This is a genomic window from Antarctobacter sediminis, assembly GCF_019218285.1.
In the GTDB taxonomy this organism is placed as follows: Bacteria; Pseudomonadota; Alphaproteobacteria; order Rhodobacterales; family Rhodobacteraceae; genus Antarctobacter; species Antarctobacter sediminis.
Map to the genome: position 1 here is coordinate 25,738 of NZ_JAHUZG010000005.1, position 21,962 is coordinate 47,699.

At 61.6% G+C, this 21,962-nt stretch carries 24 protein-coding genes; 14 read left to right on the plus strand and 10 right to left on the minus strand.

All coding sequences use genetic code 11. The features are described 5' to 3' along the window. The first annotated feature begins 80 nt into the window (after window positions 1-80). Genes KJP30_RS20630 through KJP30_RS20640 form a run of 3 tightly spaced genes read left to right on the plus strand, consistent with a single transcriptional unit; the run spans window position 81 to window position 2,246 of the window. A complete protein-coding gene (locus KJP30_RS20630) occupies window positions 81-515 on the plus strand; it encodes a c-type cytochrome (RefSeq protein WP_218451262.1) in 435 nt (144 codons plus the stop codon). Window positions 516-519: 4 nt separating this feature from the next. Further along, window positions 520-1,818, plus strand: a complete 1,299-nt coding sequence (locus KJP30_RS20635; RefSeq protein WP_218451263.1) for a multicopper oxidase family protein — start codon at window positions 520-522, stop codon at window positions 1,816-1,818. After that, window positions 1,815-2,246 (plus strand): c-type cytochrome, encoded by a 432-nt coding sequence (locus KJP30_RS20640; RefSeq protein WP_218451264.1) that lies wholly within the window; start codon window positions 1,815-1,817, stop codon window positions 2,244-2,246. The genes KJP30_RS20635 and KJP30_RS20640 overlap by 4 nt, the downstream gene beginning before the upstream one ends. 260 nt (window positions 2,247-2,506) lie before the next feature. On the opposite strand, the gene KJP30_RS20645 is transcribed toward KJP30_RS20640, so the two are convergent. Both KJP30_RS20645 and KJP30_RS20650 read right to left on the minus strand, forming a co-directional pair. Beyond that, a complete protein-coding gene (locus KJP30_RS20645) occupies window positions 2,507-3,271 on the minus strand; it encodes an EcsC family protein (RefSeq protein WP_321206973.1) in 765 nt (254 codons plus the stop codon). 50 nt (window positions 3,272-3,321) lie between these two features. Continuing rightward, window positions 3,322-3,807 (minus strand): GNAT family N-acetyltransferase, encoded by a 486-nt coding sequence (locus tag KJP30_RS20650; RefSeq protein WP_218451266.1) that lies wholly within the window; start codon window positions 3,805-3,807, stop codon window positions 3,322-3,324. A gap of 83 nt (window positions 3,808-3,890) precedes the next feature. Here KJP30_RS20650 and KJP30_RS20655 point away from each other — a divergent pair, with 83 nt between their 5' ends. The 3 genes from KJP30_RS20655 (at window position 3,891) to KJP30_RS20665 (ending at window position 6,303) form a co-directional block, all read left to right on the plus strand. Beyond that, a complete protein-coding gene (locus KJP30_RS20655) occupies window positions 3,891-4,496 on the plus strand; it encodes a flavin reductase family protein (protein WP_218451267.1) in 606 nt (201 codons plus the stop codon). A gap of 333 nt (window positions 4,497-4,829) precedes the next feature. Then, on the plus strand, window positions 4,830-5,357 hold the full coding sequence (locus tag KJP30_RS20660; RefSeq protein WP_218451268.1) for a dihydrofolate reductase family protein: 528 nt from the start codon (window positions 4,830-4,832) through the stop codon (window positions 5,355-5,357). A gap of 286 nt (window positions 5,358-5,643) precedes the next feature. After that, window positions 5,644-6,303 (plus strand): CatB-related O-acetyltransferase, encoded by a 660-nt coding sequence (locus KJP30_RS20665; protein WP_218451269.1) that lies wholly within the window; start codon window positions 5,644-5,646, stop codon window positions 6,301-6,303. A 61-nt stretch (window positions 6,304-6,364) separates the two neighbouring features. Here KJP30_RS20665 and KJP30_RS20670 read toward each other — a convergent pair whose 3' ends face one another. Then, on the minus strand, window positions 6,365-7,993 hold the full coding sequence (locus tag KJP30_RS20670) for a SulP family inorganic anion transporter (protein ID WP_218451270.1): 1,629 nt from the start codon (window positions 7,991-7,993) through the stop codon (window positions 6,365-6,367). A gap of 260 nt (window positions 7,994-8,253) precedes the next feature. On the opposite strand from KJP30_RS20670, the gene KJP30_RS20675 reads away from it, so the two are divergent. The 3 genes from KJP30_RS20675 to KJP30_RS20685 are packed head-to-tail and all read left to right on the plus strand — an operon-like array spanning window position 8,254 to window position 10,452. Then, window positions 8,254-9,135, plus strand: coding sequence for an S-methyl-5'-thioadenosine phosphorylase (locus tag KJP30_RS20675; protein ID WP_218451271.1), 882 nt, complete (start codon window positions 8,254-8,256; stop codon window positions 9,133-9,135). Window positions 9,136-9,148: 13 nt separating this feature from the next. Beyond that, entirely contained in the window at window positions 9,149-9,826 is a 678-nt protein-coding gene (locus KJP30_RS20680) for a DUF2927 domain-containing protein (RefSeq protein ID WP_218451272.1), read from the plus strand. A gap of 5 nt (window positions 9,827-9,831) precedes the next feature. Next, entirely contained in the window at window positions 9,832-10,452 is a 621-nt protein-coding gene (locus KJP30_RS20685; RefSeq protein WP_218451273.1) for a LysE family translocator, read from the plus strand. Window positions 10,453-10,459: 7 nt separating this feature from the next. On the opposite strand, the gene KJP30_RS20690 is transcribed toward KJP30_RS20685, so the two are convergent. After that, on the minus strand, window positions 10,460-10,633 hold the full coding sequence (locus tag KJP30_RS20690) for a hypothetical protein (protein ID WP_218451424.1): 174 nt from the start codon (window positions 10,631-10,633) through the stop codon (window positions 10,460-10,462). 287 nt (window positions 10,634-10,920) lie between these two features. On the opposite strand from KJP30_RS20690, the gene KJP30_RS20695 reads away from it, so the two are divergent. Beyond that, window positions 10,921-11,460 (plus strand): adenine phosphoribosyltransferase, encoded by a 540-nt coding sequence (locus KJP30_RS20695; RefSeq protein WP_218451274.1) that lies wholly within the window; start codon window positions 10,921-10,923, stop codon window positions 11,458-11,460. Between the two features lie 154 nt (window positions 11,461-11,614). Here the strand turns inward: KJP30_RS20695 and phaZ are convergent, their stop codons facing one another. Beyond that, window positions 11,615-12,895 (minus strand): polyhydroxyalkanoate depolymerase, encoded by a 1,281-nt coding sequence (phaZ, locus tag KJP30_RS20700; RefSeq protein WP_218451275.1) that lies wholly within the window; start codon window positions 12,893-12,895, stop codon window positions 11,615-11,617. Between the two features lie 137 nt (window positions 12,896-13,032). Between phaZ and KJP30_RS20705 the strand changes: the two genes are divergently transcribed. The 3 genes from KJP30_RS20705 to KJP30_RS20715 all read left to right on the plus strand — a co-directional run bounded on the left by KJP30_RS20705 (window position 13,033) and on the right by KJP30_RS20715 (window position 16,128). Further along, window positions 13,033-14,835 carry a PHA/PHB synthase family protein gene (locus KJP30_RS20705; protein ID WP_218451276.1) on the plus strand — a complete coding sequence of 601 codons (1,803 nt, stop codon included), beginning with the start codon at window positions 13,033-13,035 and terminating at the stop codon, window positions 14,833-14,835. Between the two features lie 120 nt (window positions 14,836-14,955). Then, on the plus strand, window positions 14,956-15,405 hold the full coding sequence (locus KJP30_RS20710; protein WP_218451277.1) for a phasin family protein: 450 nt from the start codon (window positions 14,956-14,958) through the stop codon (window positions 15,403-15,405). Window positions 15,406-15,660: 255 nt separating this feature from the next. Further along, entirely contained in the window at window positions 15,661-16,128 is a 468-nt protein-coding gene (locus KJP30_RS20715; protein ID WP_218451278.1) for a phasin, PhaP, read from the plus strand. Window positions 16,129-16,217: 89 nt separating this feature from the next. Here KJP30_RS20715 and KJP30_RS20720 read toward each other — a convergent pair whose 3' ends face one another. The 5 genes from KJP30_RS20720 to topA all read right to left on the minus strand — a co-directional run bounded on the left by KJP30_RS20720 (window position 16,218) and on the right by topA (window position 21,340). Further along, window positions 16,218-16,529, minus strand: coding sequence for a hypothetical protein (locus KJP30_RS20720; RefSeq protein WP_218451279.1), 312 nt, complete (start codon window positions 16,527-16,529; stop codon window positions 16,218-16,220). 53 nt (window positions 16,530-16,582) lie between these two features. Then, the gene (locus KJP30_RS20725) at window positions 16,583-17,206 is read right to left on the minus strand and encodes a CoA transferase subunit B (protein ID WP_218451280.1); all 624 of its coding nucleotides are present in this window, start codon (window positions 17,204-17,206) and stop codon (window positions 16,583-16,585) included. Further along, window positions 17,206-17,910 carry a CoA transferase subunit A gene (locus tag KJP30_RS20730; RefSeq protein ID WP_218451281.1) on the minus strand — a complete coding sequence of 235 codons (705 nt, stop codon included), beginning with the start codon at window positions 17,908-17,910 and terminating at the stop codon, window positions 17,206-17,208. The genes KJP30_RS20725 and KJP30_RS20730 overlap by 1 nt, the downstream gene beginning before the upstream one ends. Window positions 17,911-17,998: 88 nt before the next feature. Beyond that, window positions 17,999-18,550, minus strand: a complete 552-nt coding sequence (locus tag KJP30_RS20735; protein WP_218451282.1) for a L,D-transpeptidase — start codon at window positions 18,548-18,550, stop codon at window positions 17,999-18,001. A 93-nt stretch (window positions 18,551-18,643) separates the two neighbouring features. Then, entirely contained in the window at window positions 18,644-21,340 is a 2,697-nt protein-coding gene (gene topA / locus KJP30_RS20740) for a type I DNA topoisomerase (protein ID WP_218451283.1), read from the minus strand. 186 nt (window positions 21,341-21,526) lie between these two features. Here topA and KJP30_RS20745 point away from each other — a divergent pair, with 186 nt between their 5' ends. Then, the gene (locus KJP30_RS20745; protein WP_218451284.1) at window positions 21,527-21,961 is read left to right on the plus strand and encodes a hypothetical protein; all 435 of its coding nucleotides are present in this window, start codon (window positions 21,527-21,529) and stop codon (window positions 21,959-21,961) included. The last annotated feature ends 1 nt before the right edge of the window (window position 21,962 follow it).

Below are 21,962 nucleotides of genomic sequence, written 5' to 3' on the forward strand. Positions count from 1 at the left end.
GTTTGGCGGCGGGTTGCTTGACAGGCGCGCCACCTGCCTAAACTCTTCGACAAACGGAGAAGAGAGAGACAGGGTTCGACATGCGCAAGACTTTTCTGACCGGCCTGCTGGTCGTCACAGGGGCCGCCGCCCTTGCCCATTCCGGTGTTCAAAATGCCGCCGTTCTGGCACGTATGGACAACATGAAAACCATCGGCGACACGATGAAACTGCTGGGCAGCATGGCCAAGGGGCAGACGAATTTTCAACCAGAAGTCGCCCAGGCCGCCGCCTTGCAGATCGCAAAACATGCCGGCCAGACGCCTGCCCTGTTCGAAGCCCCCGAAACCGACCCCAAGTCCGAGGCCAAGCCCGCGATCTGGGAGAATTTCGACGATTTCTCGGCCAAGTCGCTTGCTTTGGAAACCGCTGCGCTTGAGGTCGCACAGGCACTCAGCAGCAAGGACGCGCTTGTGCCATCGGTCCAGCGCCTTGGCGAGACCTGCAAGTCCTGCCACAGCCTGTATCGCGAGTGATGCCATGCCGCTGAACCGTCGTCGTTTCATCGGAACCGCCCTTGCCGCCACCACCCTGCCCGGCGTGTTGCGGGCGGCCCCGCATCCTTTGCGGGCGGAACCGGTCGTGGCGCAGATCCTCGATCCGGGCGAGGGCGCGACAGCGATGTTTGGTTTCAACGGCAGCACGCCCGGGCCGGAATTGCGCATGACCGAGGGGCAGCGCCTGACTGTGGCGTTCCAGAACGCCCTGCCCGAGCCGACCGCCGTGCATTGGCACGGGATCCGCATCGACAACGCAATGGACGGCGTGCCCGGGCTGACGCAACAGACAGTCCCGCCGGGGGGCGACCACATCTATGATTTCGTGACCCCGGACGCGGGAACCTACTGGTATCATTCGCACCACCAAAGCTGGGAACAGGTGGCGCGCGGGCTATACGGTCCGCTGATCGTCGAAGAAACCGCCCCGCCGGAGGTCGACCACGACATCACCGTGATCCTTGACGACTGGCGGCTGGAACAATCCGGCGAGATGGCGGGCGGCTTTGGAAATATGCATGACTTTGCCCACGCCGGGCGGCTGGGGAATTTTGCAAAGGCGATCCTGCCCAAGACCAAGGTCAACCGGGGCGAACGCCTGCGCCTGCGGATCATCAACACGGCTACGGCCCGGGTTTTTCCCTTGGTGCTGGAGGGGATAGAGGCGCAGGTCGTCGCATTGGACGGCCGCCCCCTGCCCGCGCCGCGCACCGCAGAACAAATGTTGTTGGCCCCGGCGCAGCGGATCGACGTGATCGGCGACGTGACTGATGTGGTCCGCTTTTTGTTTCCAACTCCGGACGAAGCCTTTGAGATGGGTAAACTGACGCTGGGGGACAGCCCCGCAACGCCCCGCGGCACGCAGGTCTTGCCCCTGCCGGCGGGATACCGGCCCCAGCCTTCGGATACGCCGCGCGACCTGACCATAACGATGGAAGGCGGCGCGATGGGGGGCCGCCATGCCGGAGATGACATCTGGGCCTTTAACGGTGTGTCAGGGCTTGCGGATGCGCCCTTTGCCCGGTTCGAACGCGGCGAGACCGCCCGCCTGCGCCTGATCAATGACACCGCTTTTCCGCACGGCATCCACCTGCATGGGCACCATTTCTTTGAATTGGATACCGAAGGCACGCCGGGCGATCTGCGCGACACCACCTTGCTGATGCGAGGAGAAACGCGCGACATTCTTTGCGTCTTCGACAACCCGGGAAAATGGCTGTTGCATTGTCATATGCTTGGGCATCAGGCCTCTGGAATGAAGACTTGGGTGGAAGTGACATGAAGCCGCTGATTTTTGCCCTGCTTGGGATAGCTGCCCTGCCTGCCATGGCCGCACATGAATTGGACGGGCGCGACATTGACGCGGGTGCGCGGCTTTATGCCGAGAATTGCGCTGCCTGCCATGGTGCCGGTCTTGAAGGTCAGCCCGACTGGCAAACCCCCGGCGCGGATGGCGTCATGCCTGCGCCACCACATGATGAAACCGGCCACACTTGGCATCACGGCAACGTCCAATTGTTCGACTACACCAAGCTGGGCGGCGCCGAGCTGGTCAAACGCATGGGGCTGAGCAGTTTTAACAGTGGCATGCCCGGCTTTGGCGACGTGCTCAGCGACGAAGAGATCTGGCAAATCCTCGCCTATATCCGGTCGACATGGCCAGAAGAGATCCGACAAATCCAAGCCGGACGCAATCCGCCGCACGACTGATGCGCATGATCGACGGGGCATGATGGGCGGAGCATGAAAAAACCCGGTCGCTGCCTTCGGCGGGCGACCGGGTTCCACGAGTTTTTCACGAGTTCGCCCCTACCGTTCTGGCCAGAGCGCCACCCGCGCTTTCTGCGCGGGAGGATCCCCTTTCCCCTTGTCTGCAATCTGCGGTCCTTCGCCAAAGCCGCATGTTTCGGGGGCGGGTGCTTCGTTCCGGTGCTTTCCGCTCCGGTACGACTCACTTACCCCGGTTAAGCCTAATTTCGCGTTAACCGAGGTGCCCACATCTCGGCTTTCAATTCGGCCACCAGATCTTCACGCGGGAGCCCGGATCGCTTGGCCAGTGCCAGCAGACCGAAATGCACATGGGCCATTTGCTGATAATAGCTGGTGTAGGCGTAATTCGTCGCGGCCCCGGCCACGGCCCCCAGAACGGGCACCGTTTGCGCGGCCAGCTTTTGCCCCATGGCGATGGACAGGCGCGGGGCGACGCGGGCAATCAGCCCGTGCAAGGCGGCCCCCGTCACTGTCACTCGGGCCGCCAAGAACCCCATTTCGCCGCCATCATCCTTTTCCAGCGGACCAGCGGCGGCAAAGACGCTTAGGCATTCGCGCGCGATTTCAGGATCTTCGGGATCAAAGCCATGTTCCGCAGCAATGCCTTGAATCGCCCGCAATAGCACGGTCACCGTCACGGGCAATTCCGCCAGCGCCGTGGGCAATCCGCCCGATCCGCCGACCGCCCCCATCGCCGTGGCGAGGGCCGTGTTCAGCCATCCCTTTTGGTCTGGAACCATGCCGCGTGACTGTTGCGCCGCCTGCAAAGACACGGTCAGGGCGCGCCTTGTCGCCTCTTCCAGCCGGTCTTTCGCCTTGTCGGGCAGCCGTTCCAGAAGGTTTTCCGCCTGTCCTCCGATCAACGACAGGACCTGCATCCCGATCGACCCTGCGTCACGATATCGCTTGGCAAGAGCAGCGATTTCCGCCTTGTGATGCACAACCGGCAAGTTCGTATCCGTCACGTTCGCGTCCTCCTCGGTCCCGTCAAAGATGGGTCCGAAGCGGTGCCGGATCAAGCTGCGCGGGTAACGGCGCCTGTCACGCCCTTCCATGCGCCGGGGATCAGGTCCAGCCCAAGGATGCGGTCCGGGTTGGTCGGCGGCGGCATGTCCACGCCCTCCAGCCGTTCGAACCCGAAGCGCCCATAATAGGGCGCATCCCCCACCAACAGCACCCGTGCAAAGCCCTGTTCCGCCGCCCGAGCCAGCGTATCGCGGATCAGCGCCGCCCCAAGGCCTTCGCCCTGAGCGATGGGGTGGACGGCCACCGGGCCCAATAGCAGACTCTCGGCCGCGCCCACGCGCACCGGCCAATAGCGGATCGCGCCGCCGATATTGCCGTCTTCGTCGCGCGCAATCCGGCACAGCCCGGCCACGGGCGCCACGTCATCGCGCAACCGGTATGAGGACAGCGCCGTGCGGCCCGGTGCAAAGGCCAGGTCGAAAAGCGCCTCGACGTCCCACCAGTCGGCGGTTGTTTCCTGTGCAAGCGTGAACACCCTGTCTCTGCTCCTGCCCCCGTGCAATTCGGCGCAAGGCCGCGTATCACGCGAGAAACCCACGCGCAAACAGGAGCGAGCCCTTGTTCTATCGTCCCGAAGACGGCCACGGCCTGCCGCACAACCCCTTCAATGCCATCGTGACCCCGCGCCCCATTGGCTGGATCTCGACCCGGGGCGAGGACGGGCATGACAATCTTGCCCCCTATTCTTTCTTCAACGCCGTGGCCTATGTGCCGCCGCAGGTGATGTTTGCCTCGACATCGGCCAAACCCGACCGGGCTGATACCAAGGACAGCGTGGCCCAGATCCGCGATACCGGCGTTTTCTGCGTGAACGTGGTGGAATACGCCATGCGGGACGCGATGAATGCCAGTTCTGCGGCCTTCGGCAAAGAGGTGGATGAGTTCGAGGCCGCCGGCATCGAAAAGATCGCCTGTGAAACCATCGACTGCGCTCGCGTCGCCGGGGCCCCGGCCAATCTGGAATGCAAGCTGACGCAGATTGTTCAATTGCCCGGCGAGGCGAATTTCGCCGTCTTCGGCGAAGTGACCGGCGTACACATCCGCGACAATTGCCTGAAGGATGGCATCTTTGACGTGCTCAGCTTTAACCCTCTCAGCCGTATGGGCTATCGCGACTACACGGTGGTGCGCGAAAAATTCTCGCTGAAGCGCCCGGGGGAGTGACAACACAACCGCGCGCTGGCCGCATCAGATGTCAGCGCGCGACAGCGCCGGGCAATCTGTGGACCTATGCAGAGAGCAAGCGCTTACCGGACGGGTCCGCTCTCGATTGGGGGCATCCGGCTTTGGCGCCGCGAGAGCCGGAAAAGAACGTGAGTTGCCTGATGCTGCAAGGGGTGCAAAAGCCCACTTAAATGTCGCGGTCGGTTGACCAAGTAGACAAGCCTCGCTACAAAATCCCCGTCATTCGAGGAGTGCTCTGTCAGTGATCAAATAATTTCCAAGTCAGTTGTAAGCCAAAACGGCTTCTCGGAAATTATTAGACAGGAGCAACTCATGCATCCCATCATTTATGACGTGGCAGTCTCATTGGACGGGTTTATCTCTGGTGCGTCCGGAGACATTTCAAAGTTCGCCCAAGAGGGCGCGATCATAGACGACTATTTTAAGCGCCTCAAGACCTACAAGACGGCAATCATGGGCCGGAAAACCTATGAGTTCGGATACGACTTTGGTCTTCAACCCGGCCAGAACCCCTATCCACACATGAAAACATTTGTTTTCTCCGACGCGCTAGAGGTGCCAGAACACGCTGAAGTAACGGTTTCCAGCCGCCCGACACCTGACGAAATACGCTCTTTGGCCCGTAGCGCCAATGGCCCCGTGTATCTGTGCGGCGGCGGCGATTTCGCAGGATGGATGCTGGAACAAGGATTGATTGACCGGCTCATTCTGAAGCGCGCCCCATGTGTGCTTGGGGGTGGCACGACCTTATTTGGCGCATGTACGCGACCCGTCTGCATGTCTCGGGTTCGGACAGAAACCTATGAAAACGGGTATCTTCTTGAAGAGTTCGAAGCCTGATCAACTTCGAGAAGCGGACAATGCCAATCCGATTGTCCGCTTCGTCCCTCTTATTGCCCGCCTCAAAAACCGGGCCCTGCGGCCCACTGTGGCGAACGGGTTCGTGAGGTCGTGGCTCTGCTTGGGCAGCAACCGTCAGCGCCGCATGCCCTCCATGCGGATCCGCATGGCCCAGCCACTCGTATTTCCGCGCCATACATGCTATCTCCACCCTGCAACGATGGAGGCACCGATGACCAAGACCCTTTGAACCCCTGACATTGACCAAGCGTTCAAAGGAGGCATCATGCCCGCATCCATCCTGCCCGCGGCCGATCTGGCCCATCCCATCACCCTGCCCGACGGGTCCACTCATCTTGGCACGGTTTACCTGAAAAACGTCATCGACCACCCGCGGGTCGAGGTTGGCGACTACACCTATGCCTCGGATTTCAATCCGCCCGAGGATTGGGCGACCCATCTGGCCCCCTATCTTTTCCCGTTCAGCCAGGAAAAGCTGACCATCGGAAAATACTGCCAGATCGCCCATGGCGTGCGTTTTGTCGGCAGTTCCGCCAATCACGCCATGGACGGCGTGACCACCTTTCCCTTTGCGGTCTTCGATCCCGACACCATGCTGGGTTATCAACCTGACAGCCGCGACATGACCATCGGGCATGATGTCTGGCTGGGCTACGGCGCGCTGGTGCTGCCGGGGGCGAGGATCGGCAATGGCGTGATCGTCGGCGCGGGGGCGGTCGTGCGTGGCACAATCCCTGATTATGCCATCGTCACCGGAAACCCTGCGCAGGTCGTGCGGATGCGGTTCACCGACGACGAGATCGAAAGGTTGAACCGCCTTGCGTGGTGGGACTGGCCGCCCGAAACCGTGGCCCGGGCGCGCGAGGCGCTGCTGGCCGGGGACGTGGCGGCGCTGGAACAATGCGCGCCGAACAGCAACGGATAAACAAAAAGGGCGCCCTTGCCGGGGCGCCCTTTTCCTGTGTTGATCCCGTATCCCGCGCGGCCTAGTGCCCGCCAAGGATCCCGGTGCGGACGTTGTAATCAACCGCCAGCTGGTAATCGGGGTCATCGTCGCTGTCGATCACAAGGTGCCCGGCCTTGGTCAGCAGGCGGTGGCAATCGCGGCTGAGATGGCGCAGCTGGATCTGCTTTCCGGCGGCTTCGTATTTTCCGGCCACCGCCTCGATCGCTTGCAGCGCCGATTGGTCGACAACACGGCTGTCGGCGAAATCGACGATTACGACCGCCGGGTCTTCGATAACCTGGAACATCTCGGAAAACCCTTCGGACGAGCCAAAGAACAGCGGGCCCTGGATCTGGTAGACCTTGGCCCCTTCGGGCGTGGTGTAGGTCTTGGCGTGGATCCGGCGCGCGTTGTTCCATGCATAGGCAAGGGCCGAGACGATGACGCCCACGACCACCGCGACGGCAAGGTCTTCCATCACCGTGACGACGGTCACCAGCAGGATGACAAAGGCATCCATCAGCGGGACCTTGGTCAGGATCCGCAGCGAGTTCCATGCGAAGGTACCGATCACCACCATGAACATCACGCCGACCAGCGCGGCCAGCGGGATCAGCTCGATCAGCGGCGCGGCAAAGAGAATAAAGATCAGCAGGAACAGCGCCGCCGCGATCCCCGCGATACGGGTGCGCGCGCCGGATTTCACGTTGATCATCGACTGGCCGATCATGGCACAGCCGCCCATCCCGCCAAAGAAACCGGTCAGGATGTTCGACGCGCCCTGTGCGATACATTCCTGGCTTGCGCCACCGCGTTTGCCCGTCATCTCGCCCACGAGGTTCAGCGTCAGCAGGGATTCGATCAGGCCGATGGCGGCAAGGATCACCGCGTAAGGCAGGATGATCTCCAGCGTTTCAAGGTTCAGCGGCACCATCGGGATGTGGAAGGCCGGCAGACCGCCCTGGATCGAGGCCATGTCACCCACGCGCGGCGTATCAAGGCCAAAGCCGATCACCAGCGCCGCCACAACGGCGATGCCGGCCAGCGGTGCGGGCACCACCCGGCTAATCTTTGGCATGATCCAGATAATCGCCATGGTCATCGCCGTCAGCCCCAGCATCAGGTACAGCGGCAATCCCGAAAGCCACTCGCCTCCGCCGACGCCGTGGCCCGAAGCCTCGGCCGTGCCCGGCACCTTGAACTGGCCCATCTGTGCCAGAAAGATCACGATGGCCAGTCCGTTGACAAAGCCCAGCATGACCGGATGCGGCACAAGGCGAATGAACTTCCCCCACTGCATCACCCCCGCAAAGACCTGAAGGATGCCCATAAGGACCACGGTCGCAAAGAGATATTCGACCCCGTGTTCCGCCACCAGCGCCACCATGACCACTGCAAGCGCGCCGGTCGCACCGGAAATCATGCCCGGACGCCCCCCGATCAGCGCCGTGACCAGCCCCACCAGAAAGGCCGCGTACAGCCCGACCAGCGGGTGAACGCCCGCCACAAAGGCAAAGGCCACGGCCTCGGGAACCAGCGCCAGCGCAACAGTCAGACCAGCCAATAGCTCAATCCGCAAACGTCCGGGCGTCAGCTTTTCTTCGGGCAAAAGCGAGAGGTCGGGCAAAGCAAGACGATTGGCGAAACTCGCCAGAATGCCTGGTTTCATCGGGGATCCTTTCCTTGGGCGATACCACGGGCGCACCCGTCACGCTGCAATGCAGCATGGCGCATCGATTCACCGCCCCATACCGCAATCACGGAAAAGATGCACGGTATTCTTGCGTATTCCGCTGCGCGGTGTTGCGGCGGCGAACAGAATATCCGCCAAAACTGCGGCGGGGGCTTTGCTCTCTTTCGCGCATCCGTCAAACTCGCGCCAAATCGAAAGGGGCAGCCTCACGGCGCCCGAAAAGACAGGACATGACCATGACGGACACGATGATCGCCGTGATCGGCGGATCGGGCATCTATGATATCGACGGGTTGCAGGAGGCCCGCTGGCAGGCGGTCGACAGCCCTTGGGGTACGCCGTCGGACGAGATCCTGACCGGCACGCTGGACGGCATTCCGATGGCCTTTCTGCCCCGTCACGGCCGTGGCCACGTGCATTCCCCGACCGAGGTGCCCTATCGCGCCAATATCGACGCGCTAAAGCGTCTGGGCGTAACGGATGTGATCTCGGTTTCGGCCTGCGGGTCGTTCCGCGAGGAATATGCGCCGGGCGATTTCGTCGTCGTGGACCAGTTCATCGACCGCACTTTCGCGCGCGAGAAATCCTTTTTCGGCACCGGTTGCGTCGCGCATGTAAGCGTTGCCCATCCCACCTGCCCACGTCTGGGCGAGGCCTGTTTTTCGGCGGCCCGCGATGCCGGGATCACGGTCCACAGGGGCGGCACCTATCTTGCGATGGAGGGGCCGCAGTTCTCGACCATGGCGGAATCCAGGATGTACCGCGACAGCTGGGGCGCGGATGTGATCGGCATGACCAACATGCCAGAGGCAAAGCTCGCCCGCGAGGCCGAGCTTTGTTACGCCTCGATCGCCATGGTCACCGATTACGATAGCTGGCACCCCGATCACGGCGCGGTCGACATCACCGAGATCATCAAGACACTGACAGGAAATGCCGACAAGGGCCGCGAGATGGTACGCCGCCTGCCCGCGCTGCTGGGCGCGGACCGCGCGCCCTGCCCGCATGGCTGTGACCGCGCGCTGGAATATGCCCTTCTCACCGCCCCGGAAAAGCGCGACCCGGCGCTGCTGGCCAAACTGGACGCCGTCGCCGGGCGCATGTTGGGCGGGAACTGAGGAACGAACAGCAATGCCCCGCGCCGCGAGCCTTTTCCTTGCCTTGACCCTGCCCTGCGCCGCAGTCGCAGCGGTGGACTACGTGGAAACCACGGGGCCACTCAGCGACGAGGATTTCTACCGGCTCGTGGCCTGCGCTGCCCCTCCGGGCGATGCCTGCCGCAAGGACATCGTTCGCTGGCCAACCGACAAGCCCTTGCGCGTGCAGATCACGCAGGTGGATCGCGCCTTTCTTGGCGGGCGACAGAAACGGGCCCGGGCCGCGCTGGTCCGGGCCATCCAGTACATCAACCGGGCCGGTGCGGGGATCACCCTGCGACAGGTTTCATCCGGGGACGAGGCAGACATCCGGATCCACCTGATCGACACCGATGGCACCGAACCGATCACGGGCACCGGGATCAAGGGCGTGGACGGAACAACCGTCACCGGCGCCCGGGTCATCGTCTGGTCGCGCAGTGACACCCATGTGATCCAGCGCGCCCGCATCGTCTTTGGCACCCGCCTGCACATTCGCCACTACGAATCCGCGATGATCGAGGAATTGACCCAGGCGCTTGGCCTTCTGACGGACATCCGCAATCCCGACTACCTCGGCAAGTCGATCTTTTCGCAGGATGACAATCAATCCAAGGATCTGGGCCCGCAAGACATCATGGCCCTGCGCCGCCATTATCCCCCAACGGACTAATCACAATGGATTTCCAGATCTGGCTTGCCTTCGTCGCAGCCTCCACCGCTCTCCTCATGATCCCCGGCCCCACGGTATTGCTGGTCTTGTCCTACGCGCTGAGCAAGGGGCGTTCGGTGGCGCTGGCCTCGGCTGCTGGCGTCGCCACCGGAGATTTCCTTGCCATGAGCCTGTCGCTGGCAGGGTTGGGCGCGCTGGTCGCCGCCTCGGCCATGCTGTTCACCCTGCTGAAATGGCTCGGCGCCGCCTACCTCGTCTGGCTGGGGCTCAAGCTGATCCGGTCAGCCCCGCAAGACGGGCTGCCCTTGCCCGCAGCCGAGGTAACCCCGCAGGGCGTCTTTGCCCACAACCTCGCGGTCACAGCGCTGAACCCGAAAAGCATCGCGTTCTTCATTGCCTTCGTCCCCCAGTTCGTGACCGCAGACGCACCACTGCTGCCGCAATTCGCGATCCTCGTCACCACTTTCGTCACGCTGGCGGCCCTGAATGCGCTGGCCTATGCCCTCGCCGCTGATCGCCTGCGCCGGATGATCTCTCGGCCCTCGGTGCTGGGCTGGCTGACGCGCGCTGGCGGTGCAACGCTCATCGCGATGGGCGCGCTGACCGCAACCCTGCGCCGCAGCTGACCCACACCTATTCCGCGTGTTTGGCCAGAAAATCGCGAATGAACAAACGAATTTCGCGCGACGCGGAACTATCCAGCTCCTTGCAGAGTTCAATAAAGGCATCGCGGTCGGCGCGATCCATGCGCAGCACCAGCTGTGCATCCTTGCCGCCGCCCTTCTTTTTCTTTTCGTCCTTGCCCACGACGTCGCTTGATCCTTGATTTTTCCGCTATACGTTGTATATACAAAATACAGCATAACCTGGTAACGAAAGGTATAGGTCATGACCCTGAACAATGCCAAGACCGTGTTCCTGCGGGAACGGCTCGACTGGAACCGCCCGCATCTCAACTGGGTCCAGAACATCTACTATTCGGCCCGGCGCCGCCTGTCCTGACAACCCGCCCGCCGACACCGCAGGGTCAAGCCTTGCATTCTGCGCCGCTCCCGCGATAACCGCTGGGGCGGCGTTGTCGTTCAGGAGGCCCCATGCCGCGCAAGACCGAAATCAAGGACTACATCCGGACCATCGTCGATTTCCCCCACGAGGGGATCATGTTCCGCGACGTGACCACCCTGTTCGCCGACCCGCGCGGGTTCAGAATGGCGATCGACCAGCTGCTGCATCCTTACGCCGGGGTGCGTTTCGACAAGGTCGTCGGCCTCGAAGCGCGCGGCTTCATCCTCGGCGGCGCCGTCGCACACCAACTCTCCGCAGGCTTTGTCCCGATCCGCAAGAAAGGCAAACTGCCCGGCGCGGTCATCTCCGAAGACTACCAGCTCGAATATGGCGAAGCTGTGGTCGAAATCCACGACGACGCGATCCAGAAGGGCGAAAAGGTCCTCTTGGTCGACGATCTTCTTGCAACCGGCGGCACGGCCGAGGCCGGGATCAAACTGGTGGAACGGCTCGGCGGCGAACTCATCGGCTGCGCTTTCGTGATCGACCTGCCCGAACTGGGCGGCCGAAAACGGCTCGAAGCGCTCGGCATGGATGTTCACGCCCTCTGCGCATTCGAAGGGCTTTGACGCCCCGCTTCTTCTTGGCTGCAATACTCCGGGGGAGCGCCGCAGGCGCGCGGGGGCAGCGCCCCCTGCCGGAGGACGGCGCAAAGCGCCAGTCCGACAAAAAAAGCGCGCGCCCGAAGGCGCGCACATCTGGATCAGCCCGGAACGCCCAAACTCACCGGTGATCTGCCAGTTTGACCGGCACCGCGGCCGGAGATTTCGGCAGATCCGAGTTGGCGTCAATGAAATCCAGCACCAGCGGGCGGATGTTGTTGCGCCAGCTTTTCCCGGCAAAGATGCCATAATGTCCGGCACCCGGCTCCAGATGGCTGGCCTTCTTCTCGTCCGGCAGACCGGTGCACAGATCCAATGCCGCGATGCACTGACCGGGGGCCGAAATGTCGTCCTTCGATCCTTCGACAGTCTTGACGGCAACCTTGGTGATCGCGCCCATGTCCACCTTGTGACCGGCGACGACAAACTCGTTCTTGGCGATTTCACGGTTCTTGAAGATCCGCTCGACCGTGGAAAGATAGAATTCCGCCGGCATGTCCATGACCGCAAGATATTCGTCGTAGAACCGGTTGTGTGCATCGTGATCCGACGCCTCGCCGCGGGCGACACGAATGATCTGGTCACGGAAGGCCGCCGAATGGCGGTCAGCGTTCATGGACATAAAAGAGGCCAGTTGCAGCAGGCCCGGATAGACCATCCGCCCGACGCCCTTGTACTTGAAACCGACGCGCTGGATCATCGTCTCTTCCAGCTGCCCCATGGTCACGCGGCGGCCAAAATCGGTCACATCGGTTGGGGTTGCATCCGGGTCGATCGGACCGCCGATCAGGGTCAGGGTGCGCGGCTGCGCATCCGGGTCAAGTTCCGCCAGATAGGCCGTGGCCGCAAGCGTCAGAGGTGCCGGCTGGCAGACGGCGATCACATGGGTATCCGGCCCGAGATGCCGCATGAAATCCATGAGATAGAGCGTGTAATCCTCGATATCGAACTTGCCGGCCGAAACCGGAATGTCGCGCGCGTTGTGCCAATCGGTGACATAGACTTCGCAATTCACGATCAGAGACTTGACCGTCGAGCGCAGCAGCGTGGCATAATGGCCCGACATGGGCGCGACCAGCAGGATCTTGCGCGGCTGTTCCTCGCGTCCGGAGACGTTGAAATGAACCAGGTTGCCAAAGGGCTTTTCCACCACCGTCGCAATGTCCACGAGATGGTCCTTGCCATCCTCGCAGGTAAAGGTGCGGATGCCCCAGTCCGGTTTGACCACCATCCGTTCAAAAGTACGTTCCGTCACCGCGCCCCAGGCCGCCATCCATTCCAGCCCCGGGTTCGGAAAAGCCGAGAAGGCCGGGTAAGATGCCAGGGTTCGCGCCGTCGCACCGAGCCACGCATTGGTGTTCCGAATGCTTTCCATCAGATCATAGGTCGCCATGTAGCGCACGACAGCCACTCCTTTTCGTTTCGCGGGGACTGCGCCATGCCGCGCACCCGACCAAGCCCGAGCCAATTCGTCGCTTTGCCCCCCGAAACCCACGACGGTAATTCTGCACCTGCGAAGGATAGGGGGATTTAATTCCGATGACAACAAACGAGGTTGCCGCAGGTGAAAGCCGCGCGCGGTTGGAGGAGAACCTTGAGCGCGTCGAAGAACTCAGCAAACGGCTCGTCTCGGCCCTTACCCGCCGCCATCCGACCCCGCCCGCGCTGAACGGCCCGGACCATGCGCTTTATGCCAAGGCCGCGCAGGCCTATCTTCAGGAATGGATGACCAATCCCGCGAAACTGATCGAACAACAGGTCAGCTTCTGGGGCAAGACCGTCACAACATTCGTCGAAGCTCAGCAACAACTGGCGCGGGGAAAGTTGCAGGCACCGGAAAACCCCGGCCCCAGCGACAAGCGTTTCCAGAACCCTCTGTGGGACAGCCACCCCTATTTCAACTACGTCAAACAGCAGTACCTCATAAATGCGGATGCGATCCGCAACGCCGTCGAGTCGATCGAAGACATGGACGAGACGGAAAAGCGCCGCCTGCGGTATTTCAGCCAGCAGATCGTGGACATGTTCGCGCCGACCAATTTTCTGGCCACCAACCCCGATGCCCTGATGAAAGCGGTCGAAACCGAGGGCGAGAGCCTGGTGCGCGGGCTGGAAAACCTGGTCAAGGATCTGGAGGCCAACAACGGCGAACTGGTCGTCCGGCTTGCCGATGACACGGCCTTTGAAATCGGTGAGAACATCGCGACCGCGCAAGGCGAGGTCATCTATCGCAACCGGATGATGGAGATCATCCAGTACAGCCCCACCACCGACCAGGTCTACGAAACGCCGATTGTCCTGTTCCCGCCGTGGATCAACAAGTTCTACATCCTCGATCTGAAACCTCAGAACAGCCTGATCCGCTGGGTCGTCGACCAAGGCTATACGCTGTTTGTCGTCAGCTGGATCAACCCGGATGGCAAGTATCGCGATGTGGGACTCGAGGAATATGTCGACGAAGGGTTCCTCAAGGCCATCGAGGTCGCCAAGGAGATCTGCCAGACGGACAAGGTGAACGCGGTCGGCTATTGCATCGCGGGCACAACTCTTAGCCTGACATTGTCCTTGATGAAGAAACGCGGCGACAAATCGGTGAAGTCCGCCACCTTTTTTACCGCGCTGACAGATTTCAGCGATCAGGGCGAATTCACTCCGTTCCTACAAGAAGATTTCGCCGACGGGATCGAACAGGAGATCAATCAGGAAGGCATCCTGCCCTCCTTCATCATGGCGCGCACCTTTTCCTTCCTGCGCTCGAACGACCTGATCTACGGCCCGGCGATCCGGTCCTACATGATGGGCGAAACGCCCCCGGCCTTTGACCTGCTCTACTGGAACGGCGACGGTGCGAACCTGCCCGGACGGATGTTCAGCCAGTACCTGCGCGGGTTGTGCCAACGGAATGAATTTGCCGAAGGCACATTTGAGCTGTTCGGCGAAACGCTCAGCGTCAAGGACGTGGATGTGCCGCTGATGTCCATCGCGGCCGAAACCGACCACATCGCCGCGGCGCGGGATGTCTTTCGGGGCGTGCAGATGATGGGGTCGCGCTCCAAGCAGTTCGTGCTTGGCCAGTCCGGCCATATCGCCGGCATCGTGAACCCGCCGTCCAAGGTGAAATACGGCCACTACGTCAACGACGATCTCAAGCTGGATTTCGACGCGTGGAAAGAGGCCGCAGATTACCGCGAAGGGTCATGGTGGCCGCATTGGGAAGCTTGGCTGAAAAAGCGGTCCGGCAAGAAAGTTGCCGCAAGGGCACCCGGTGATTCGGCCTATGAATCACTGGCCCCCGCGCCCGGAACCTATGTGAAGCTGAAGGCAGCTCAACAAAACCAGTGACTTGGCCACACATGCTGCGGCGCAGAAATTTTCCTTGAAATGCCGCGTCGCAGCATGCATATTCTAGGCAGCTGCTGGAACGGGGCGGGCCCGACGCAGCAACACACAAGGATTACTGAAATGGCACAGACCCAGGATTTCACCGCGATGATGAAAGACATGATGGGCGCATTCCCGGTCGACACCAAGGCCATGGAAGACGCGTTCAAGACCACCGCGACCATGAACGAAAAGCTGTCGGCCGTTGCGCTGGAAGCTGCCGACAAGTCGATCGAACTGTCGACCTCCTGGACCAAGGACACTCTGGCCAAGCTGGCCGACATGTCGAAAGCAAAGGCAGAGCCGGCTGACTACGCCAAGGCGATGACCGACTTCGCTTCGGCACAGGCAGAAGTTGCCGCCGAGAACATGGCCGCCTTCGCCGAGATCGCCAAGAAGGTCCAGATGGACACCGTCGAACTGCTGATGGCTGCTGGCAAGGACTTCTCCGAAGATGCCACCGCCGCCATGAAAAAGGCAACTGACGAGATGACCGCGACCGCCAAGAAGGCAACCGCCGCGGCCAAGTAATTCGGTTTCGACCGAAACGGGATTTGCGCCCTCTCCTCCCATTTTGGCGCAATGACCTGGGGCAGGATCTTCGGATCCTGCCCCTTTTTCTTTGCCTGCTGACAGGCCAATGCCTTGTCGTTTTAGCCTGCCACAGAAATTTTTTGCCGCAGCGCAGAAAAAATGTCTTGAAATGCTGCGCCGCAGCATACATCTTGAAGATCAGTTGACGAGGCCGGGCTTATCCCGGCGCACACCCAACAAAGGATTACGAAAATGGCACAGACCCAAGACTTCACCGCGATGCTGAAAGACATGATGGGCGCATTCCCCGTGGACACCAAAGCCATGGACGACGCCTTCAAGACCACCGCAACCCTGAGCGAAAAGCTTTCCGGCGTTGCGCTGGACGCTGCCAAGAAATCGACCGAGCTGTCGGCCTCCTGGACCAAGGACACCCTGTCCAAGCTGACCGACATGTCGAAGGCAAAGGCAGAACCGGCCGACTACGCCAAGGCGATGACCGAGTTCGCATCGGCTCAGGCCGAGATTGCAGCGCAGAACACCGCAGCTTTCGCCGAGATCGCCAAAAAGGTTCAGATGGATACCGTTGAACTGCTGATGGCCGCTGGCAAGGATTACTCCCAAGACGCCACCGCAGCCGTCAAGAAGGCGACCAATGACCTGACCGCGACCGCTCAGAAGGCAGCGGCTCCGGCGCGCAAGGCACCCGCCGCGAAATAATCCGGGTGTTCCCGGACGGGTTTTGCGCCCTCTCCTCCCAATCAGGCGCAACACTCAGGGGCAGGATCTTTGGATCCTGCCCTTTTTCTTTACCGAACCGGGAAAAAGGCGAGGAACAAGACAACCCAACTGCCCAGCAATCCGCCAGCCAAAAACACGGCGTTCATCGCAGCATAGGTGAAGTATGCCCCAACCACGCCGCACAGGAATGCTATGAGAAGGAACAGCGGGACGTAGAAGCTGAAGAGCAGAAGCGGAGCGAGTGCCCGCAGCAGATCTAAGGCGACCGGGACCCCGAGGGCCAAACTGATCGCGAAGGCAATCCATGCAAGCATGTGAACGAGAGTGAGCCAGTCCAGCAAGCTGGACCCTTCTGAAGGCTCGCCAAAATCGCCGCCCATTGCGCCTCCGTGGACCAAGCCGCCGCCCCGTCAGGCGGCGGCCCGGGATGTTCTTAGACGATGGTCGCCTGCGTTGCGGCGCGCAGCTCTTCTTCGGTCACGCCGTCGGCGGTTTCAACGATCTTCAGACCGCCTTCGACCACGTCCAGAACGCCAAGGTTGGTGATGATCCGGTCCACCACGCCCTTGCCGGTCAGCGGCAGGGTGCATTCCTTCAGCACCTTGCTGTCGCCGTGCTTGTTGGTGTGGTCCATGACCACGATGACCTTGCCGACACCGGCCACAAGATCCATCGCGCCGCCCATGCCCTTGACCAGCTTGCCCGGAATCATCCAGTTCGCAAGATCGCCATTTTCGGCCACTTCCATCGCGCCAAGGATCGCGGCCGCGATCTTGCCGCCACGGATCATGCCGAACGACGTCGCGCTGTCGAAATAGGACGTGCGCGCCAGTTCGGTGATGGTCTGCTTGCCGGCGTTGATCAGGTCCGGGTCCTCTTCACCCTCATAGGGGAACGGGCCCATGCCCAGCATGCCGTTTTCGGATTGCAGCGTGATGTCCTTGTCGCCCACGTAGTTGGCAACCAGCGTCGGGATACCGATCCCGAGGTTCACATACATCCCGTCTTCGAGTTCCTGTGCCGCGCGTGCGGCCATCTGGTTACGATCCCAGGGCATTACGCTTCCTCCCGCTTGCGCGTGGTGCGCTGTTCGATCCGTTTTTCATGTTCACCCTGAATGATCCGGTGCACATAGATGCCCGGCAGGTGGATGTGATCCGGGTCGATACTGCCGCGCGGGACGATTTCCTCGACCTCGACGACACAGACCTTGCCGCACATCGCGGCCGGCGGGTTGAAGTTGCGCGCGGTCTTGCGGAACACGAGGTTGCCGGTGTCGTCGGCCTTCCACGCCTTGACGATCGACAGGTCGGCAAAGATCCCCTCTTCGAGGATGTAATCCTGGCCGTTCCAGGACTTCACTTCCTTGCCTTCGGCAATCACGGTGCCGACGCCGGTCTTGGTGTAAAAGCCCGGGATGCCCGCACCACCGGCGCGCATACGTTCGGCCAGCGTGCCCTGCGGGTTGAATTCCAGCTCCAGCTCGCCCGAGAGGTACTGGCGCATGAATTCGGCGTTTTCGCCAACGTAGGACGACATCATCTTCTTGATCTGCTTCGTATCGAGCAGTTTGCCAAGACCGAACCCGTCAACACCCGCGTTGTTCGAAGCGACCGTCAGATCCTTGACGCCCGACTCGACGATGGCGTCGATCAGCAGTTCCGGAATGCCGCAGAGGCCAAACCCGCCCGACGCGATGAGCATGCCGTCGAACAGCAGCCCATCCAGCGCCTCGGCGGCTGTGCCGTAGACCTTTTTCATGGAAATCTCCCCTGATTTCTGGATCAGAGGAGTTGTCGCCGCCCCGCAGCAGGATGTCAACGCACCACGGGGCCTGCGAGCGCTCACATCAGATCAGGCGCACCTGCGTGCCGATCGGAGTGATTTCATACAGTTCGGCGATCTTCTCATTATAAAGTCCGATGCAGCCATCAGAGGACGGACGCCCGATCTTGCGCGTGTCATGGGTGCCGTGAATCAGATAGGCAGGCCAGTCCAGATACATGGCATGGGTGCCCAGAGGATTGTCCGGCGCACCGCCGGCAACCGGCTTCCAATCGGGGAACCGCTCCATCTGAGAGGCCGTCGGCGTCCACGAAGGCCCGACCTTTTTGCGCACGATCTTGGTATAGCCGCGCTTGGTCAGTTCATCGGTTTTGGGGACCGAGGTGGGATAGACGCGGTAGCCGCCGTCCGCCGACCAATAGTGCAGCGCGCGGCTGTCGGTGTCGCAGACGATACAGCCCTTGCCCAACTCGTCGAAATGGTCGCGCCAGTCCTGGCTGACAAAGCTGGAAATGTTGCGCCGCACCGGCACTGTTTCCGCCTTGGCCCGCGCCGGTACGATCATGGCCGCTCCGCCCGCGATAAGCAGGCCGCGGCGTGTCAGTCCACCAGTCATGATGGTCTCCTTGCCTGTCTGTTCAGGCAAAGAGGTATCCGTCACCACCGCGCGGTGCCAATCACATCCTGTTGACAGGATGTGTTCTGGCGATCATTCGCCGTCGGTGTCCTTTTTGACGGCGGGTTTCTTCGCGGGTGTCTTTTTCGCCACGGTTTTCTTGGCCGGAGCCTTTTTGGCCGCTGCCTTTTTCGGAGCGGCCTTTTTCTTGCCGCCCTTCTTGGCTTTCTCGGCGATCAGTTCCAGCGCCATTTCCATGGTGACCTTTTCCGGCTCCACGTCTTTGGGCAGGGTCGCGTTCACCTTTTCCCACTTCACGTAAGGACCATAACGGCCCTCCATGATCGAGATCTTGCCGCCATCGGGGTGATCGCCCATCTCGCGCAGCGCCTTGGCCGCCTGTCGTCCCCGACCCGGATTGGCCCGCTTATGCGCCAAGAGTTCGACCGCGTGGTTCATCCCGATCTCGAAAACCTCCTGAAACTCCTTGAGGTTGACGTAGACGGGTTTTTCCTCGTCCGGCAGTTGGTGCATGATGTAGGGGCCAAAACGGCCAAGATTGGCCGAGATCACACCGCCATCCGGATGCATCCCGATCTCACGCGGCATGGTCAGCAAGGTCAGCGCCTTTTCCAGCGTCATGTCCTTGGGATCCCAGCCCGGCAGGTATTCACGGTTCTTGCGTGGCAAAGAGGCGCGTGGCGGCTTTTTGTTTTCGGGGGTCGGTTCGCCGCGCTGGACATAGGGGCCGAACCGACCGGCCTTCAGCCAGATTTCGTCCCCGTTGTCCTCACCCAGCAGTTTTTCCTCACCCTCGGCGCCCTCACCCGCGATCGGACGGGTGTAGGTACATTCCGGGTAGTTGCCGCAGCCCACGAACCCGCCGGTGCGCGAGGTCTTGAGGTGCAGCCGCCCCTGCCCGCATTTCGGACAGATGCGCGGGTCGCTGCCGTCTTCACGCGGCGGATAAAGCTGCGGGGCCAGCGCCTCGTCCAGCACGTCCAGCACTTCGGAAATACGCAGATCCGAGGTCTCGGCAATGGCGGCGCTGAAGTCGCGCCAGAACTTGGCCAGCAGGTCCTTGTAGTCTTCTTCCCCGGCCGAAACCTGGTCCAGCTCGTTCTCCAACGCGGCGGTGAAATCATATTCCACGTAGCGTTTGAAGAAGTTCAGCAGGAAGATGGTGACGATCCGTCCCTTGTCCTCGGGGAACAGGCGGTTCTGTTCCTTGCGGACATATTCACGGTCCTGAATCGTGGTGATGACCGAGGCATAGGTCGAAGGTCGCCCGATGCCCAGCTCTTCCATCTTTTTGACCAGCGTCGCCTCAGTGTAGCGCGGCGGCGGCTGGGTAAAGCTTTGCGTGCCCAGCGTCGCCCCGTCCCCCGAAATCACAGCAGCAGGTTTTGCCGCGCCGTCCATCGCTTTGGCAAAGGCGGATTTCATCGCGCCACCGTCGAACCCGGCGCGCTCACCCTGCATGATCTGCGGCAGACGCTTGTCATCATCTTCGACCGGTTCGTCGCGGCCCTCTTCGTAGACCTTGAGGAAGCCGTCGAACAGGACAACCTGCCCCGTGGCGCGCAAACCGACCTGTCCGTCGTCGCAGCCGATTTCAACCGTGGTTCGTTCAAGACGCGCAGCCGACATCTGGCAGGCGAGTGTCCGCTTCCAGATCAGATCATACAGCTTGCGCTGATCGGGGTCGGACAGGCGCAGGGCTTCGGCATCCCGTGTCATATCCGTGGGACGGATACATTCGTGCGCTTCCTGTGCGTTCTTGGCCTTGTTCTTGTAGATCCGCGGGCTGTCGGGCACGTATTCCGCACCGTAACGGTCCTTGATCGCATCGCGCGCCGCGCTGACCGCCTCGGGCGCCATGTCGATCCCGTCGGTTCGCATATAGGTGATGTGCCCGGCCTCATACAGGCGCTGCGCCGCGTTCATGGTCTGGCGCGCGCCCATGCCGAACTTGCGGCTGGCCTCTTGTTGCAGGGTCGAGGTCATGAAAGGTGCCGAGGGGTTGCGGCTCGAGGGTTTGGCCTCGACGCTGACCACCTTGAGCGCCCGTTTGGCGATTGCCTCGACGGCCATCTCTGCCTGTGTGGCGTTTTCAAGATCGTAACGGTCCAGCTTTTTGCCGGCGAGGCTCACAAGGCGCGCCTCGTAGCTTTGGCCACGCGGTGTGGTCAGCTGGGCCTTCACCTGCCAGTATTCGCGCGGTTTGAACGCTTCGATCTCCATCTCGCGCTCGACGATCAGCCGCAGGCAGACCGATTGCACCCGCCCCGCGGACCGCGCGCCGGGCAGCTTGCGCCACAAGACAGGCGACAGGTTGAAGCCCACGAGGTAGTCCAGCGCGCGCCGTGCGAGATACGCCTCGACCAGCGGCGCGTCGATGTCGCGCGGGTTCTGCATCGCCTCGGTCACGGCGGCCTTGGTGATCGCGTTAAAGGTCACGCGCTCAACCTTGGTGGATTTCTTGATCGACCGCCGCTTGGTCAGCGCCTCTTTGAGATGCCAGCTGATGGCTTCCCCCTCGCGATCGGGGTCGGTTGCGAGGATCAGTTCGTCATCGGATTTCAGCGCCTCGGCGATGGCCGCAACGTGTTTTCGCGAATCGTTGGCGATCTCCCAGGTCATGGCAAACCCGTCGTCGGGGTCGACCGAACCGTCCTTGGGCGGCAGGTCACGCACATGTCCATAGGATGCCAGAACCGTGTAGTCGGAACCCAGATACTTGTTGATTGTCTTGGCCTTGGCCGGGGATTCGACGACGACGACGGGCATGGGAATCTGCTACCTCGCGAATTTTCTCTTTGGCCAGAAAGGGCCTTGTCTTGTGCCGCGTATGGCGGCGCAAAATGTGGTGTGCAAGGCCGATTTGTCAATCCGGGGCGCCGTGACGCCCCTTGGCAGGCTTCTCTCGGGGCGGGATCCGGCGTAAGTCTGGAACCATATCAAGGAGGTATTGTGATGTTCCGATTTACCCTTGCGGCCGCCGTTGCCGCCCTGTCTTTTGCCCCGCTCACCGCCACCGCCTGGGAAACGCCGGCCCGAGGCACAGCCGTGCGGGGCCAGTTGATGGATGCAATCCGCCCGCATGCCGAATGGACGCTTGGCGCGCCGGTGATCTTTGTCGTGTCGGACCTGCGCGTGCAGGGCGAAGTCGGGTTTGCCAGCCTTGATCCCGTGCGCCCCGGCGGACGCGAGATCACGCGCAACGAAATCCCGGTGCGTCCCGGCTGGGACAACCCTTTTGACTGGGGTGGCCCCTCGATTCAGGTCTTATACCAAAGATCGGGATCGACCTGGGTTGCCGTACACCATGCCATCGGTGCCACCGATGTCTGGTGGTCCGATCCCGAATTCTGCGCCACATGGTCGCCGGTCATCCCCGAGTTCTGCTGAT